The following is a 16,936-nucleotide window of genomic DNA, read 5'->3' as shown; positions in this document are numbered from 1 at the left end:
GGAAGGCGGCGGGGGTTTGTTGATATTCTGGGTCGTCGAGAAAACCTCGTCGTGCAATCGGACTCTCCTGGTCCTTCTTGCGACGCCTTCTCTTTCGGCCAGGCACCCGGCTTGCCCCGTGCCTCGGATGCCCAACCCGGCGGTCCCTCCGCCCGACCCAGGAACTGAAAAAAGATGACGGAAAGCAGAGCACGACCCGGTGACCATGGCGCGACGCGTGACGACGATCGCTCGCAACCGCAAGCACCGGTGTCGGAGGCCGGCGTTGCCCGCACCTACGACCGGCTTGCGCCGCTGTACGACACCTTGTTCGGCCAGGTACTGGAGCCCGGGCGCAAGCGCATGGCCGAGGTCGTTCGCATGCTGCAGCCGGGGTCGCTGCTCGAAGTGGGTGTGGGCACGGGACTGGCGCTGGCAGGGTATCCCGCGGAATGCAACATCGTGGGCATCGACCTTTCGCACGACATGCTCGAGCGTGCGCGTGAGCGCGCGGCCCGGCTGCCGCAGCACCACATCGGCATCGAACACATGAATGCCGAGCGCATGCGTTTTGCCGATGGCACTTTCGACTGCGTGACCGTGCCTTACGTGCTCTCCGTGACCCCGCGCCCGGCCGAACTGGTGCGCGAGATTCGCCGCGTGTGCAAGCCTGGCGGAACCATCGTGGTGCTCAACCACTTCAGCGGCAGCAAGCTGTGGTGGCTTCTGGAGCGCGCGGTTCGCTCCGCGGCCGAGCACGTGGGGTTTCGCTCCGACTTCAAATACGACGAGCAGATACTTTCTCATGACTGGCAGGTGCTGAGCGTGGAGCCGGTCAACCTGTTCGGCCTTTCGAAGCTGGTGGTGCTGGACAACCACCGCTAGTACAAAGCCGCGCGCATTGCCGCGCCTGGCCCGACGCGGCTGCGGGTCGTGCGGCAAATCTTGCCGCACGCGCGTGGCCCCGCCGCCAGGAATCGAACCTGGATCTCGGCCTTCGGAGGGCCGCATTCTGTCCGTTGAACTACAGCGGGAGCGTTGTCCCATCGGCTCAGCTCTTCGGGCGGACATGAATCTCCGGATACTTGTCGTCGTAGAACGCCACGCGCTCTTTCAGCGCCTGGTGTTCGTCGTACGGATCCTCGTACGCCCACACGGCATCGTCGAGTTGCCGCTCGCCCAGGTTCAAGCTGTAGTAGCTCGCATGGCCCTTGAAGGGGCATTCGGTGGTGGTCTGCGAGCGCTTCAGCTTCTCCATGCGGACGTCGGCGCGCGGAAAGTAGTAGCGCACCGGCGACTTGTCTTCGACAACCTTGATGACGTTTTTCGAGCTGGCGACGATGGCTCCTTCGACTTCGACCTCCATCGATTGTTCAACCGGCTCTTCGCGTACCTTGTGATCGAGCCACTTCTGATGCCCTGGTGACTTGCCGCTCATTTCGCGTTACTCCTTCGCGTTATTCCTCGGTTGGTTGAGATGGCTCTTGAACCAGTCGCGAGCCAATGTGGAAACGGCGCCGAGCGCGTCGGGCTCCTCGAACAGATGCGTCGCGCCCGGCACGATGGACAGCCGCTTCTCGCAGCGCAGCGCCGCAGCGGCCTGCCAGTTCATATCGATCACCGGCCCGTCGTTGCCGCCGACGATCAGCAGCGTGGGTGCGCGCACGCGCTCCAATGACGCGCCGGCCAGGTCCGGCCGGCCGCCGCGAGACACCACTGCATCGACCGAATCGGGCCGCTGCGCTGCTGCCACCAGCGCGGCACCGGCCCCGGTGCTCGCACCGAAGTAGCCGATTCGCAAGCGGGCGGTCTGCTCATGGCTGCGCAGCCAATCGGTCAGGCCGACCAGCCGATCCGCCAGCATGGCGATGTCGAAACGCAGCTCGCGCGTGCGTTCGTCCTCGGCTTCTTCGTCGGGCGTGAGCAGGTCGACGAGCAGCGTGGCCAACTTTGCCGCGTTGAGGTTTTCAGCCACCTGGCGGTTGCGCGGGCTGAAGCGGCTGCTGCCGCTGCCGTGCGCAAACAGCACGATGCCGCTGCATGCGGCGGGCAGGCTCAGGTCCGCCTCCAACGTGATGGAGGCGGAAGAAGAACGCAGCGGAACACGGAGCGCGCGCCGCTCCACGGGTCTGGATGCGGAGTCCAAGGCTACGCCCCTGCGAAAGGGATTTTTGAAGGGCGTGTTCCAGGCGCGCCGGCAGCCGCAGGCATTCGGAACATCTCGACAGTCATTCGGTTTCCTTTGTGCGAGGGCTCGACGTCGTCAGCCCTGCAACAGGTCACCTTATTTTTTTGCCTGAGTTCTTCTGTAGGGTGATGCCCACATTCGCGTAGGCGCAGTGCAGCGTTGCATCTTGAAAGAAAACAGTGGCGCGCGGCGCGTCAAACGGCTGTGCGCCGGGCCAGCTGAACCAGCCGCACCGGCAGGTCAAGAGGCCGCACCAGCACAGGTGGCGCCACGGCGGGTTTGTCGTCCTCGTCGTCGAGCTTGAAGGTGGCCACCACCTGCGACAGGTTGCCCGCCTGCTCCTGCAGCGATTGCGCTGCAGCCGCGGCCTCTTGGATCAGTGCGGCGTTCTGCTGAGTCACCTGGTCCATCTGCGCAACGGCCTGATTGACTTGCTCGATGCCCTGGGCCTGCTCGTGGCTCGCCGCCGTGATCTCGCCGACGATGTCCGTCACGCGCTTCACGCTGCCCACGATCTCTTCCATCGTCTTGCCGGCTTCGCCCACCAGCGCGCTGCCCACATCGACCTTGCTCACTGAGTCTTCGATGAGGCCCTTGATCTCCCTGGCCGCCGCTGACGAACGCTGCGCAAGGTTGCGCACCTCGGAAGCGACCACCGCAAAGCCCCTGCCCTGCTCGCCGGCACGCGCGGCTTCCACGGCCGCATTGAGCGCGAGGATGTTGGTCTGGAACGCGATGCCGTCGATCACGCCGATGATGTCGACGATCTTCTTCGACGAAGCATTGATCGACGCCATGGTGTCGACCACCTGGTTGACCACGCCACCGCCCTTGACCGCAACCTCCGACGCCGAGAGCGCGAGTTGGTTGGCCTGCTTTGCGTTGTCGGCGTTCTGCTTGACGGTAGAGGTGAGCTCCTCCATCGATGCGGCCGTCTCTTCGAGTGAGCTCGCCTGCTGCTCGGTGCGCGATGACAGGTCATGGTTGCCCGCGGTGATTTGCCCCGATGCCACCACAATCGAGTCGGTCGATGCCTTGATGCGCGTCACCACGTCGGTCAGGGTGTCTTCCATTTCGCCCATGCCGCGCAGCAGCCGGCCGAAATCGCCGCCGCGCTCGGTTTCGAATTCCTTGCTGAGGTCGCCCGAGGCCACCGTCTCGGCGATGAAGATCGCTTCCCCCAACGGTTGCATGATGCTGCGCGAAAGCCAGACGCTGCCGCCGACGCCGACCACCACCGCGGCGAACCCGAAGCCGAGCATGAAGCTGCGAGTCGACTCGATACGGCCTGCGAGCTCCGGGGCGATGCCGCCGCCGGCCGCGATGTCGTGCAGACACGCAATGCCAATGGCAAGCCCCGTCGCCATCAACAGCAACACGATCCCGAATGCCATGCCCAGCTGGGCACCGATCTTCCAATTGCGCATGTGCTTTTCCGTGACGGCCGCCGGTGCGGAGGCCAGGTTGCCCGGTATATCGGCAGTGCTGCGGCGGAACTTGAGGGTGCGGGGTCTAGGCGTAAACCCGGGGGCTCATTTCGATCTTGCCGGCATGAGTGCTGTATTGCGGGTGGCGATGAAGGAAGGATTGAGCACTTCGGCTTTGCCGTACCGCAAGGGCAGCCCGTGAAGATTCACTACTGCGCCACCTGCCCCCTCCAGTACCGCCTGTGCTGCCGCCGTGTCCCATTCGCAAGTGGGTGCCAGCCGTGGGTATATGTCGGCCTCGCCCTCTGCGACCCGACAGAACTTGAGCGAGCTGCCGGCCTGGACCAGGCTCACTTCACCCAGGCAATCGATCAACGAACGCGTTGCGTCGTTCAGATGACTTTTGCTCGCTACAACCCGGCATGCGCGACCTGTCTGGGCAGCGGCCACCTTGATGGCGGTCGTTTGACCGCCGATACACCGAAATGCACCCAACCCAGCGCCACCGTAGTACAGCGCATCGATGGCGGGTGCGTACACCACGCCGAGCACGCTGTGTCCGTCCTCAATCAGCGCGATGTTGACGGTGAACTCGCCGTTACCGGCAATGAACTCCTTGGTGCCATCGAGAGGGTCGACCAACCAGAATCGCCCTGTGTTTCGGCGGTAGACCTGCGATGCCGAGTCCTCTTCCGAAACCACTGGGCAATCAGGCAACAGGGGGTCAACTGCGTTCCCAGTACCCGATGCGCCGCCAGATCCGCCTCTGTGACTGGGCTCGCATCATCCTTGTGCTGGACGTTTGCCCCACTTCCATCGTAGACCGACATGATGGCGCTCCCAGCGGCTCGGGCCATTGGAAGAAGCTGCTCGACCAGAGCCTGACGATTGATTTGTCGCATTACGTATTATTTTCTCTTTTATACCGCGAAGGATCGTATCATTCCAGTAAAACGCGGAAATTGAATGAAAAAACCACAATCTGCGACAGACCCCTCAGAAGATCTCATGGGCCTGGATCGCTCCCAAGTCTGGAACACCGAACTCGCCTTCGCCCACCTGCAAGCACTGGGTGAAGCGGACACGAAACGCACGGCCGAGCGGCGCCTGAACGCACTCGGCATGCTGCCGCAGGAATTGACACCCGAGTTGCTGCTCGACGAGCGCGAGCGCTCGCCCAATCGGCTGGTGCTTGACAGGGCCATCGAGCACGCGCGCAAAGGGCGCGAGCGGGTACTGTTTGCACAGTTGCACCCCCTGCCTGGTGGCCAGCCCTGCCTGCACGCCAACGACGCTCGCGGAGCCCGTTTCTGGGTGCCCATGGCCAACCTGAACGATGCAGCCATTCAGCAAGCCCTGGCCGAGCTGCAACACCACGTCGGCAAGCCTATCGCCGTGTTTCCGCACGGCCCGCTGGTGGGGTACTTACGCCACATCCCAAGCACCGCAGACATCCAATTTTGTTCTCATGCCTACCGCCCCGTCTTGCCCACGGGGTTGAGTTTGAGCGGCAACATCAAACCCGATCTGGCACCCTCCCCGCACCTCAAGCGCCTGGAAGCCGAGAGCATCCACATCCTGCGCGAAGCCGTGGCCGAAGCGCAGAACCCGGTGATGATGTACTCCATCGGCAAGGACAGCGGAGTCATGCTGCACCTGGCGCGCAAGGCCTTCTACCCCTCACCGCCGCCGTTTCCGCTGCTGCACATCGACACGCGCTGGAAGTTTCAGGAGATGTACCTGTTTCGGGACTTCATGGCACGCGAAAGTGGCATGGAACTGCTGGTGCATACCAACCCCGAGGCAATCGAAAAAAATATCAACCCCTTCGACCACGGATCGGCGCTGCACACCGATATCACCAAGACCGAGGGCCTGAAACAGGCGCTGGATCACTATAAGTTCGACTTCGTCTTTGGCGGTGCACGACGCGACGAAGAGAAGTCCCGCGCCAAGGAGAGGGTGTTCTCGTTCCGTACCGCCACCCACCGCTGGGACCCGAAGAATCAGCGCCCGGAGCTCTGGAACCTCTACAACACGCGAAAAGGCCCCGGCGAGAGCATTCGCGTGTTTCCGCTGTCGAACTGGACCGAACTCGACATCTGGCATTACATCTACCAGGAGAACATCCCCATGGTGCCGCTGTACTTCTCCAAGCCACGGCCGGTGGTGGTTCGTCCCGAGATGATCATGATGGTGGACGACGAGCGCTGCCGCCTGCTGCCGGGCGAGGAAGTTCAAATCAAAAGGTGCGCTTCCGCACCCTCGGCTGCTATCCGCTCACGGGCGCAATGGAGTCCGAGGCAGAAACGCTGGAAGACATCCTGCTGGAGATCATTCACGCCCGCAAGTCAGAACGCCAGGGCCGCAGGATCGACAGCGACAGCGCCGGCTCCATGGAAAAGAAAAAGCAGGAGGGCTACTTCTGATGGGCCAACCTGTGCAAGTTGTCATCCTCGGTGGTGGCTTCAGTGGCGCGGTGACCGCCATTCATCTGGCGCGGGGCAGCAGACCCCACGCGCTTCGGATTACTCTGGTCAACCCCACCCCGGACGTGGGTCGGGGCTTGGCTTATCGGTTCGACGACGACAACCTGCTGCTCAACGTTCCCGCCGGGAACATGAGCGCGTTGGCCGACGAGCCCGGCCACTTCGTGGCCTACTGCCAGCGCATCGACCCATCCCTCTCCTCGGGCTCCTTCGTTTCACGCCGTCTGTACGGACAGTACCTGGAAGACCTCTGGACCGAGACGGAAGCAGCACACCCTGGAATGCTTCGAAAGCAGGTCGACAAAGCGGTGAACTTGAAGAGGGCGGCAAACGGGTCAGGATGGGACATCACGCTGGCCAGCGGTCAACAGCTGAGCGCTGACCAGGTAGTGCTCGCCGTCGGCCACCAGGCGCCCAGGCTCCCGATCCCGCTGGAGCCAGAAGCACGGGCGTGCGTGATCGAGCCCTGGGATTTTGCAGCCATGCACCGTTTGCCCAGTGACCAGGCGGTGGTGATCGTGGGCACAGGGCACACGGCAGTGGATGCCTTGTTCTGCCTGGCCCAGTCACGGCCCGGGCGGCCTATCTACCTGCTGTCTCGCCACGGCCTGCTGCCGCACCGACACCGGCTATCGACCATGCCCCCAAGCCACCACAGGCGTTCCCGGAGTACCTGCGCAACGTGCCACCCACGGTTCGTGCCTGCACCCGGGCCTTGCGCCAGAACCTGAAGGCGTTGGCCGAACAGGGGGCGACTGGCGCGATGCCCTGAACGAATTGCGCCCGCACACGCCTCAACTCTGGCAATCGTGGCCGGTGGCCGAGCAGCGGCGGTTTCTGCGTCATCTGCAAGCCCAATGGGATGTCCACCGGCATCGGTTGGCCCACATGGCCGCCCAGCGGCTGGATCGTCTGTTGGCCGAGGGTCGGGCCCAAGTCATCGCAGGGCGGATCACCACGATACGCAAACAATCCGATGGCATCGAAGTGGCTTATCGGACCCGGGGCGATCGTCATATCGCGCACCTGAGTGCCAGTGCGGTCATCAACTGCGTTGGGCCCAACGCCGACATCCAGCGCCACGCCAACCCGCTTCTGACCCAGTTGCTGGCGGACGGGCTGATCCGGCCTGATGCCCATGGCCTGGGTCTGATGGTAATGCCAGACCTTCAGCTACAGAATGCCCACCAACAACGCGTCGAGGGTCTGTGGTACGTCGGCCCTCTGCTCAAAGGGCTGATGTGGGAAGCCACTGCCGTACCTGAACTGCGCTTGCACGCCCAGCGGCTCACACGCCATCTCCTCAGCCATCAGGGCCATACCGTCGCCGAAACCTCGGCATGAACACCCCGGCCACACAACCATGCGCCAACCTAAAAAAGCCACCAGCCGCCCGCAAAAGCCCGATGACACCGTTGGCAAAGCCGCAACCGTTCAGGAGTGGATGGCCCGGCAAGCCCAGAAGGATTTACTGCGCTTCATCACCTGTGGCAGCGTGGACGACGGCAAGAGCACGCTCATTGGCCGCCTGCTGTGGGAATCACAGCAGGTGTTTGACGACCAACTCACTGCATTGCGGGCCGACTCCAAGCGGCACGGCACTCAGGGGCAGGACATCGACTTCGCTCTGCTGGTCGACGGCCTCGCTGCCGAGCGGGAGCAAGGCATCACCATCGACGTGGCGTACCGTTTCTTTGCCACGCCTCGACGCAAGTTCATCGTGGCCGACACACCGGGGCACGAGCAGCACACCCGCAACATGGTCACCGGTGCTTCCACGGCCGATGTGGCGGTGCTATTGATCGATGCCCGCCAGGGTGTGCTGACGCAAACCCGGCGGCACGCCTATCTGGTGTCGCTGTTGGGAATCAAGCAGGTGGTGCTGGCCGTCAACAAGATGGACTTGGTGGGCTATGACCAAGCGGTGTTCGAGGCCGTCGTGGCCGCTTTCGACACTCTGGCCAAACCGCTCGGGTTCGAGAGCGTCACGCCCATTCCACTGTCGGCGCTGAAGGGCGACAACATCACCGGCCGCACCGAGCACACGCCGTGGTACCAGGGCCCGACCCTGATCGGGTGCCTGGAGACCCTCAGCGTCGACAGTCCAAGCAACAGCAAAGCGGTGTTCCCCGTGCAGTGGGTCAACCGCCCGAACGCGAGCTTTCGCGGGTTCAGCGGCACTCTCGCCTCGGGTCGACTGGTCGTCGGCGATACGCTGCGGATCACCTCATCCGGCCAGACCGCCACCCTGGCGCGAATCGTCACCGCCGATGGGGACCTGAATACGGCCCAGGCCGGGGACGCCGTGACGCTGGTGCCGGACCGGGAAGTGGATGCCTCGCGCGGCGATGTCATTGCACTCGCCGCTCAACCCCTGGGGACGACCGACCAGTTTGAAGCCACGTTGGTGTGGATACACGAGGAACCCGGACACATGGGCCGGTCTTACGAGTTAAAACTGGCCAATCAGTGGGCCAGTGCCAGCATCACCAGCCTGAAATATCGAGTAAATGTGAACTCTCAGGCGCACGAGTCGTGCAAGCAATTGGCCCTGAATGACATCGCAGTGGCCAACCTGGCGCTGAGCAAGCCGCTGGTGTTCGAACCTTACGCCCAGTCCACCACGCTAGGCGGCTTCATCCTGGTAGACAAATTCACCCAGGCCACGGTGGCCGCCGGCCTGATCCGTCACAACCTGCGCCGAGCTCAGAATGTGCACAGACAGGCGCTCAGCATCACCCGCGAAGATCGAGAACGACTGAACGGCCACAAGGGCAAGGTCGTCTGGTTCACGGGGCTGTCGGGCTCCGGAAAATCAACCATCGCCAACGCACTGGAAAAAGAACTCCATGCCCAGGGCAGGCGCACCTACATCCTCGATGGCGACAACGTCCGGCAAGGCCTGAATAAAGACTTGGGGTTCACCGATGCCGACCGTGTGGAGAACATCCGCCGTGTGGCCGAAGTCGCCAAGCTGATGCTGGATGCAGGCCTTATCGTGATCACGGCGTTTATCAGCCCGTTCCGGGCTGAGCGCGAGATGGCCCGGCAACTAATCGGCACGAACAACTTCATCGAGGTGTTTGTGGATACGCCCCTCGAAGAGTGCGAGAGACGCGACCCCAAGGGCCTTTACAAGAAAGCACGCAGCGGGCAACTACCCAACATGACGGGCATCAGCAGCCCGTATGAGCGGCCAGAACATCCGGCACTTGTGATCACCCCAGAGCAATCGAATGCTGAACAATTATTGAACATCATGTTGGATCACTGATCGGAGCGGCGAGGCGCCCGCCGAAGTGACTACGATTTAAGAAACTCATTGTTCTCCCCCAACCACCTTGCAAAGCGGTCGATGCCCGCAAAAAAGCTTACTTGGGGAGACCACCCAAGCGAATACTGAGCTTCGCTGATATTCAAGACATTTACGGGGACGTCGAATACTCTTGCTTCCGAATACTGCCTGGCAGCTCTGCATTGGGTTACTTCCTCAATGGTAGCAAGCACCTCATTCAAACTATGTCCACAACCGGATCCGATGTTGAAAACATGGCCTCCGTTCGAAGGAGCAATTGATAGCAAGAGCGCATCAACCACGTCTGATACGTGGATGTAGTCGCGAACTACAGATCCATCACCCCATATCTCGATGGGTTCGCCGCGAAGCACCTTGCCGAGGAAAACAGCAACCGCTCCTTGGCTCGCCAATGTTCGCTGCCCCTCTCCAAACGGATTGGCGAGACGCAGAACTGTATAGTCCAAATTATATAAATCGTAAAAAAGCCCTAAATACTTCTCGATCATCAACTTAGTAATTCCGTAAGAACATACAGGATTCGTGGGATGAGTTTCGGGGATAGGAACCTCAACGGGAGGACCATAAACGGTTCCACCAGAAGAGACGAAAACTATCTTTTGGAGATGGTTCTTCGCATGGTTCAGCAGACGAATCGTGCCCACCACGTTGCTCTCCACATCAAAAATTGGATCGGAATTAGATGACTTCGGTAGCGTGGTCGATACTAGGTGGTAACAAAAATCGCATTCGCTCAGCGCCTCCGCCACATCTGTTTCACTGGTGAAGTCACCTTCATATAACTCGAAATTAGGATTGTCGAGGAAGCTTTCCCCTATTGGCTTGACATGAGGTCTTTCAAAGCAACGGACGCGAAAGCCGCGACCTAGCAGGGCTGCAATCAAGTGCGACCCGATAAAACCGCGCCCGCCTAGGACCAGACAACGCCTGCCTCCCCCGACAGGGAATTGAAGTTCTAGCATGCCCTCATCCTGAAGATTAATACGAAGCGTTGCGACATGTTGACTAGGCGTAATGCTTGCCAGTGAAGTTGATTTCGCACGTCATTTCAATCGAACTACGATATTGATTAGCGTAGAGGCCAAGTCCTCCAGCGGCATCGATGACCAACGTGGAGCGAATGTCCTTCGCTCGTCCTCGGTAAGCGGCACCACATTGCCATAGGAGGCATGGAGGACTTCAAATCCGTGTTTTTCAAAAATCGCGGGAAACTCCTTCGGACGCACTCGATTGCATCCATTAACAAGCGGCTCTGCCGGATCAACCTTCAAGAAATCGAGCGGGCCTGAATCTGGATCCCCATAAAACCAGTGGTCGATAGTATCGATGATGTGCACCCCGTATCCACCTGGCTTGGTGATTCTGGCAATAGATTCAACTGCCCTATTCACGTCGGGAACGTGCTCAAAAAAAGCGTTTGATACTACTACGTCGGCCGATTCGCGCGGCACCGTCAATGCATATACGGACTCTATACGATAGTCGAGGCGTGATTCCACTATCCCGGACATTGAACCATCGCTCAATTCTTTCAACCCAAACCCATGGAGGTTATTCAAAATATCCTGTTGCGATACTCCTGTCAAATCAGCTCCAATTATTAGAGCTGGATCCACCAAAAGAGTCTTCACCATCTCAGCCAAGGTACGGCATGCCTGCCCCGGATCGCCGACTGGGTCAAGGTCAATCGGGATTGCCCGCTTTGCCCCCAGCGCCAATAAAAGAAACGAAAACGACCAAGGGTTAACCGAACCGCATCCTAGTTCAACCCATGTTGAATCTTTTATCGGAAGTCTGTGATTGATGTTCGGGCGAAGGAATGCAGAGCAGACATTCTTGAGGTTAGTGATGGAATGCCGGTTCAGATGAACGTCTGAAAACCTGCGGAGATTGCCGCAAAGCTGATGAGCGAGATAAGCTTCCTCTTCGGTTGTGGCCTTCACATCGGAAGATGTTCTGCTTATCAGCTCCGAAAACAACTCACCAGTAGAAACCGATTTCAACGATGAATTTTGGCTTGCGCCAAAATGAGTAAGGTGTCCCGCTGGCGGAGATAATTTCGAGTCCATGGCTAAAGAGTGTCCTGTTTAGATTTCGAGCGTCCAGAGAATCACGCTCCACTGGAGCAATCAACATCGAGGCTCAAGCGTTTTGAGTCCTAAGGTTTTTTAAACGCCGGAGCGAGTCGGGGAAGCCGGTAAGATTTTTTGTCAATTGCGAACACAAGGTCGGCGCCGAACGCGGCAGTATCGCCGGAGAAGCTCGGCGAGCCCTGCTAGCAAGCAACCGCCTGGGATAGCGCGGCGCGTCCGCCGAGAGTTCAAGGAGCCGTCGCTGCATCGCTACCGTGAGCCTGAATATTGCGCTCAAATATCGATGCGTATTGTTTGACGACTACATCAATCCTGTATCTGTTCGCAGCTTCAGGCACAACCTCTTTGGCCGATCTGAGGGCATCGGTGTCAGTCGCGTAGGTTGCGATGACCTGAGCCGCGAGGTCAACAGGAATCTCCCAGTTGTCCAAGTCGATCACGTCCCCGGCGAGGCCGCGGTCGGTGGTAAGCATGTTTCTGATCTCACCGACTGCCGTGGCGATGTATGGCCTGTCTGCGAACAGGCAGTCGACGATCGTCAAAGGAAAACTTTCAGATCTGAACTTCGTCAACATGATCCCCATGTCAGCCGCCGCGTAAAAGCCCACTGAGTTCTCACTGAAGCCGGCGAGGTAAACAAACGATGGAACCCCCGACTGAATGTAACCATCGTAAACCGGCCCGTTGCCGACGAGGATCAGATGAATGTCCTTTCCGGTGATTTTCCGTGCCTGCGCGACTGCTTCGATCGCCTCGGCCCATCCCTTGTCAGGGATGGCTCTGCTTACGCAGCACAATACAAAAGCATGCTCAGGGATTCCTATTTCCACTCGACTTACCGGTTTGACCACTGGGGGCTCCATGCCATTCGGGAGCTTAGCGAACCGGGATAAATTGCTCTGATAAAGCCCATATTCGATGAATGGGCCCAAATTTTTATCGGCCGTATATATCCAAGTAGTTACGTTCTCATTTGCGATTCGGAGTTGCTCCATAGTCACGCCGAATGCGTCGCCATATTCGATCATTCCGTGCAGCGAAGCGACATGGGCCTTGAGCTCCCCGAATACATCAGGAACCTGTACTGGGTATTTCTGGACATGCCACTGATGAGAGTTGAGGACCTCGATTCCGAAATCATGGATTAGATGTCTAGTGAATTCGACATCCGCTGTTTCGATTACGGGGACATCCTTTCGCAGCAGCCTGCGTATTCCATCCTCGCGCTGACCATGGTCAGCGCTTAGCAGAACGACTGAATAGCCCTGTCGTTTAAATTCATTAGCCATCCGTATGGGAAGTATTTCAGCCCCACCTGGATAAAACCCCATCGTGGAGACCGCAATATTTGGAGTTCGAGAATGACGCGCCTCCAAAATTTCTTTCTCGCTGCACCAGCGTCTAAACTCCTCGTCACTATTACCACCATGAAAGTCGTAATATTCTTTAACTTTGCTGCAGAACTTCTCCACTACAGAGCTGGGTGTGTCATACAAAGACTGCACGGCCTGCGCAGCAACACTTAGCTCTCGATAAAAAGTCTCTTTCTTGTATGTACTTGCCGCCGTGCTACCTTCGTATCTTCGAAAGTAGTTGGTTGTTTCGGCTGAGTAGGCGATCTTCCCGCCGCGTAGCTGGTGCAAATAGAAGACCCAGTCGCCGACGACTCGCATCGAAAGCCATTTCTCGTCTTCCAGCAGAGGCATATCTACCGGGCGTCGAAAAACGGCACCACTTGCATTCGGAATGGTATTGATGATTCCAAGCGCTTCGGAAACCTCTTGGTGCGCCGTATTCACATACGAGTGCTCCCACTTGTCTCGGCAATCCAGATCCCGGACGTGGCGCCTGAATTCATCAGGCATGACTGTCTCGTCGGCGCGGACGAATTCGTTCTTCGAGTATGCAAGCATCACAGCTTCGTCATCGAAGCAGCGGACCAGTTTTTCGAGAAAATCTTGGTCGCAATAGTCATCGCTTTCGGCAATCCAGATCAGATCCCCGGTCGCGGCTTTAATGCCTTTCGCCCATTGACGGAATACGCCTCCGGAGTTTTTTGGATTGAACAATCGTGTCGTGATGTCCGGATAGCGGTCCGCGTATTCTGAGAGCACGTCACGGCTTTGATCGGTTGAGCAGTCATCCAGCAGCAGCACCTCGATATTTGCGTAGGTCTGACGATAGATGCTCTCGAGGCGTCGCTGTAGATACGTCGCGTGGTTGTAATTCGGGACAATCACGGACACCTTGGGCATGGCCAAGCCCAAAGGCAGGCCGAGCAGCGCCCTGCTGGTCTCATTCAGTTTGCTGTAGCCGGCAAACCTATCCGGCTCGAGTACAGCGCCTCGATTCCAATCGTTCCAAGCGTTGATAAACAGCAATCGCTTATCGCTTGCATGCTTGACCCTCGCATCGACAATAGCGGCGTCAAGCCAGCGGCGGTACTCCTTCGGGTGGTATCGGGTATACCGCAGAGACGCGTTAGGTTTAAGCGGAGAGTCGTCGCGGCCGAGTGTTACCGCCCGATAGCACGGAACTGCGTGGTCATCGTTTATCCCCATACGCGCGATGCCTTGGGATACGACGACGCTATATGGAACGAAATCGACGCCGTTCTTATGCATTGGCGGGAAACCTCCGGTCTCCCCTGGGATTGGAGAAACCGGAAAATCTAGGACTGCATCAAGCTTGAACCGGATAGCAGCACCGAACGCTTGCCCCCGCAGCCCACTGAATCTGGCTATTCGGTATGCGGTGGGTATATGGTGGAGAAGGGCATCGAACGCATTCAGCACCTCATCGCAATGATGGTCGTCAGGTAGAGTCATCACCAAGACTGGGCGCCCATCTATTCGCAGGTAACGCTCATCGGCTAGCGCACTCTCCAAGAGAATGTGAATCCGCTCATCAACCAGCGGTGAGCGCAGATCGATATCCAGAATGAATCCGATATCGATTTCATGATTCGACAGAAACTCGCGCAGCGGATCTCCGGGCGCTGGGCTTTGTGCCGCATCCGAGGTGAAACACCACGCAGATACACCATGGCGCCGAGCCATCAATGCTTGTTTGGCAAGCGTGCCGGGCTCGGACACCGCATACGAGCGCAGGTCTTCGTGGGGTAGGAGCGCTTGCCCGGATCCTTTGACAGCATTTCGGGCGTGCTGTACAGCGCTCCAGTCTGGAGTGGCGTAGTACGCGATCAGCCGGATGTCGCAGGTCAGTTTGCCGAAATAAATGTCATCTTCATAACGACTATTGGAGTCGGGGGTGGCCTGTCTTGATTCAGATCGACCATGCATCACATAGTGCCAAAATGGATTCAGGCGTGCATTCTTGATGTCGCTATAGGCGTCTAGGTAGCCACGCGTATCAAAATCGTCCGAGGGGTTGCGTCCTTCAAACCAGCCGCGCTCGCAATAATGGCGAATCGGATCCGCTGGTGGCGGCTGGATATCCGGGTACATCGCAAGGTAATAGGCAGCATCAAAGAGCCCGGAATTTCGAATCGCTTCAATCTCTGCGTTGGTGCGTTCTTGATCGGGACTTGGCTCACTGGCAGGCGGCGGCGCCACCGCTCCCTCAACGGCTTCGCGTAAGCCACTTTGAGGCAGATCATCTAGGGCACCATTCGCAGCGGGAAGAGTGTCACCCTGCTCAGGCTGCGCCCAAGAATTAATTTCCGCGCCCCGGATCTGACGTCCCTCCGCTTTCCCATGTTCGATGTAATGCAGCAATGGATTGATGCCAGCTGCGGCGACATCGGAATGGATTTCTAAATAGTGGCCAGTGCTAAATTTTGCCGAGGGGTCTCTGCGTTCTTTCCATCCTGAAAGACTGTAGTGTTTTGCGAGGTCGACCCCCGCAGCGACAACGTCGGGATTTCTCTCAGCATAGAAGTCTGGGTCGAACAGCGGGCTAAGGCGGATGCGGCGTATCTTGGTTTGTCGTATCAGCGGAGTCCGCGCAGAAATGCGGTTGAAGGCCGTGCGCAGCGGCCTGATGCCAGCACTTACCTGGCTCGAAATGAGTCTCAATGGCTTGGTAAACCTCCACGAGCGAGACTGCAATAGCCCGTGAATCCTGTCATTTTGAAAATTGATCTCTCCATCACGCTCAGCTAGCGCGTGGTTGAGCCCGGAAATCTGTGCATTACGCTCTGCAAGTGCATGGTTGAGCCCGGAAATCTGTGCGTCACGCTCTGCAAGTGCATGCTTGAGCCCGGCAATTTGTCCATCACGCTCAGCGAGCGTATTGTTGAGACGAGCAATCTGTCCGTGACGCTCTGCAAGCGCATGTTTGAACTCGGCAATTTTTCCATCGCGCCCAGCTAGTGCATGGTTGCATCCAGCAATCTGTCCGTCTCGCTCAGCCAGCCCATGGTTGAGCCCAGCGATTTTTCCATCACGCTCAGCTAGCGCTTGGTTAAGTCCAGCAATCTGTCCATCACGCTCAGCTAGCGCAAGGTTGAGTGCAGAAATCTGTCCGTCTCGCTCGTTCAGCCCGTGGTTGGGGCCCGCAATTTGTCCATTACGCTCAGCTAACGCTTGGCTAAGTTCTCCGATTTGCTCATTGCGCTCGCCGAGGCGCTGATGCCGCGCACGAATGATCTTGACTGCCTTGATAGCGACATCGAATTGCTCTGCCGAAAATTCTTCTTTGCTTGAGGGAATCTGCTTTTCATAACCAAATACATCAAAGTCGCGGCGGTACAGTGCGCAAATTAATTCGGCGCTACGCGGCGTGATCAACTCTGGCGCATAGGGAATCAAACTCTCGTTAGAGCGACGCCCCTGAAATGGACTGGGAATATAAGTACCCATCCATTCACGAAGCCTCTCAGTGAGCCCTTCACTTTCCTCAATCTTTATTAGACACGAATACTCAATCAAGTCGGGGCGCAGCAAATCAGCTTGCGGCATCCAATGATGATCCCAATAGGACGGCGCCTCGTTCTCAGCAAGATGCTCTAAAAATCCTTCAAATGCCTTCGCAACATCTGTCGGAGTGGCAATCGGGTGATGAAAGAAATCGGTGCCGATGTACGGCCTTGCCTGCAATGGCTCACGCAGCAAGAGCTTGGACTGCCAAGCCGAGAATATTCGTTTGTAGGGGTTGCGTACTATGGCAAACTGGAAAAACGAGTCTGACTCAAGTGCGTCACGAAGATCTTGCAGCCTTAAACCCGTTACGTGTGGTGCAACTCTGTGGGAATCATGAACGATGAGATCGCGATCGGTCTCACTGCTATCGGTTATCTTTCGTAATTCTTCAGCATAACCCTCCAAGGCGGCAAACCACCATTTGAGCGTGGTACACGCCACCTTGGGCGTTGCAACATATAGAAGTTTATGGCGCTCGGAGCGGTAGCTGTTCCACTGCAAGTAATTGCCAACATTCCTCTTGTCTTGATCAGACCAATCATCAATATTCACCGAATTATC

General features: G+C 58.2%; 11 protein-coding genes, 1 tRNA gene and 1 pseudogene. 5 read left to right on the top strand and 8 right to left on the bottom strand.

Going from position 1 to position 16,936, the window contains the following annotated elements:
* Nucleotides 1-174 precede the first annotated feature (174 nt).
* Entirely contained in the window at nucleotides 175-864 is a 690-nt protein-coding gene (locus M0765_RS11825; RefSeq protein ID WP_258503843.1) for a class I SAM-dependent methyltransferase, read from the top strand.
* Nucleotides 865-938: 74 nt separating this feature from the next.
* Here the strand turns inward: M0765_RS11825 and M0765_RS11820 are convergent.
* The 5 genes from M0765_RS11820 to M0765_RS11800 all read right to left on the bottom strand — a co-directional run bounded on the left by M0765_RS11820 (nucleotide 939) and on the right by M0765_RS11800 (nucleotide 4,296).
* Nucleotides 939-1,013 (bottom strand) — tRNA-Arg (locus M0765_RS11820).
* Nucleotides 1,014-1,030: 17 nt separating this feature from the next.
* The gene (locus tag M0765_RS11815) at nucleotides 1,031-1,417 is read right to left on the bottom strand and encodes a DUF427 domain-containing protein (RefSeq protein WP_258503842.1); all 387 of its coding nucleotides are present in this window, start codon (nucleotides 1,415-1,417) and stop codon (nucleotides 1,031-1,033) included.
* 6 nt (nucleotides 1,418-1,423) lie between these two features.
* Complete coding sequence (locus tag M0765_RS11810; protein WP_446751595.1) at nucleotides 1,424-2,104, bottom strand: dienelactone hydrolase family protein; 681 nt, start codon at nucleotides 2,102-2,104, stop codon at nucleotides 1,424-1,426.
* 257 nt (nucleotides 2,105-2,361) lie between these two features.
* Nucleotides 2,362-3,594: a methyl-accepting chemotaxis protein gene (locus tag M0765_RS11805; RefSeq protein ID WP_258503840.1), complete on the bottom strand. Its 1,233-nt coding sequence runs from the start codon at nucleotides 3,592-3,594 to the stop codon at nucleotides 2,362-2,364.
* 105 nt (nucleotides 3,595-3,699) lie between these two features.
* Entirely contained in the window at nucleotides 3,700-4,296 is a 597-nt protein-coding gene (locus tag M0765_RS11800) for a 3'(2'),5'-bisphosphate nucleotidase CysQ family protein (protein ID WP_258503839.1), read from the bottom strand.
* An 825-nt stretch (nucleotides 4,297-5,121) separates the two neighbouring features.
* Here M0765_RS11800 and cysD point away from each other — a divergent pair.
* The 4 genes and pseudogenes from cysD to cysN all read left to right on the top strand — a co-directional run bounded on the left by cysD (nucleotide 5,122) and on the right by cysN (nucleotide 9,357).
* Nucleotides 5,122-6,023: pseudogene (gene cysD, locus M0765_RS11795) on the top strand (sulfate adenylyltransferase subunit CysD).
* Entirely contained in the window at nucleotides 6,023-6,814 is a 792-nt protein-coding gene (locus M0765_RS11790; protein ID WP_258503838.1) for an FAD/NAD(P)-binding protein, read from the top strand. The pseudogene cysD and the gene M0765_RS11790 overlap by 1 nt, the downstream one beginning before the upstream one ends.
* A 157-nt stretch (nucleotides 6,815-6,971) precedes the next feature.
* Nucleotides 6,972-7,427 (top strand): hypothetical protein, encoded by a 456-nt coding sequence (locus M0765_RS11785; RefSeq protein ID WP_258503837.1) that lies wholly within the window; start codon nucleotides 6,972-6,974, stop codon nucleotides 7,425-7,427.
* A 19-nt stretch (nucleotides 7,428-7,446) separates the two neighbouring features.
* The gene (gene cysN / locus M0765_RS11780; protein ID WP_258503836.1) at nucleotides 7,447-9,357 is read left to right on the top strand and encodes a sulfate adenylyltransferase subunit CysN; all 1,911 of its coding nucleotides are present in this window, start codon (nucleotides 7,447-7,449) and stop codon (nucleotides 9,355-9,357) included.
* A gap of 29 nt (nucleotides 9,358-9,386) precedes the next feature.
* On the opposite strand, the gene M0765_RS11775 is transcribed toward cysN, so the two are convergent.
* From M0765_RS11775 to M0765_RS11765, 3 genes are all read right to left on the bottom strand, one after another.
* Entirely contained in the window at nucleotides 9,387-10,361 is a 975-nt protein-coding gene (locus tag M0765_RS11775; protein WP_258503835.1) for an NAD-dependent epimerase/dehydratase family protein, read from the bottom strand.
* Nucleotides 10,362-10,442: 81 nt separating this feature from the next.
* Nucleotides 10,443-11,468 (bottom strand): class I SAM-dependent methyltransferase, encoded by a 1,026-nt coding sequence (locus tag M0765_RS11770; protein ID WP_258503834.1) that lies wholly within the window; start codon nucleotides 11,466-11,468, stop codon nucleotides 10,443-10,445.
* A 251-nt stretch (nucleotides 11,469-11,719) separates the two neighbouring features.
* On the bottom strand, nucleotides 11,720-16,927 hold the full coding sequence (locus M0765_RS11765) for a glycosyltransferase (RefSeq protein WP_258503833.1): 5,208 nt from the start codon (nucleotides 16,925-16,927) through the stop codon (nucleotides 11,720-11,722).
* Nucleotides 16,928-16,936 lie beyond the last annotated feature (9 nt).

It is taken from the genome of Variovorax sp. S12S4, from assembly GCF_023195515.1.
In the GTDB taxonomy this organism is placed as follows: domain Bacteria; phylum Pseudomonadota; class Gammaproteobacteria; order Burkholderiales; family Burkholderiaceae_C; genus Variovorax.
This window is presented reverse-complemented; position numbering and strand designations above follow the sequence as displayed.

Excerpts from the sequence above, each read along its gene's own strand:
- M0765_RS11790 (WP_258503838.1), top strand. The coding sequence starts at position 6,023 with ATGGGCCAACCTGTGCAAGTTGTCATCCTCGGTGGTGGCTTCAGTGGC.
- M0765_RS11815 (WP_258503842.1), bottom strand. The coding sequence starts at position 1,417 with ATGAGCGGCAAGTCACCAGGGCATCAGAAGTGGCTCGATCACAAGGTA.
- M0765_RS11775 (WP_258503835.1), bottom strand. The coding sequence starts at position 10,361 with ATGCTAGAACTTCAATTCCCTGTCGGGGGAGGCAGGCGTTGTCTGGTC.
- cysN (WP_258503836.1), top strand. The coding sequence starts at position 7,447 with ATGCGCCAACCTAAAAAAGCCACCAGCCGCCCGCAAAAGCCCGATGAC.
- M0765_RS11770 (WP_258503834.1), bottom strand. The coding sequence starts at position 11,468 with ATGGACTCGAAATTATCTCCGCCAGCGGGACACCTTACTCATTTTGGC.
- M0765_RS11785 (WP_258503837.1), top strand. The coding sequence starts at position 6,972 with ATGGCCGCCCAGCGGCTGGATCGTCTGTTGGCCGAGGGTCGGGCCCAA.
- M0765_RS11825 (WP_258503843.1), top strand. The coding sequence starts at position 175 with ATGACGGAAAGCAGAGCACGACCCGGTGACCATGGCGCGACGCGTGAC.
- M0765_RS11805 (WP_258503840.1), bottom strand. The coding sequence starts at position 3,594 with ATGCGCAATTGGAAGATCGGTGCCCAGCTGGGCATGGCATTCGGGATC.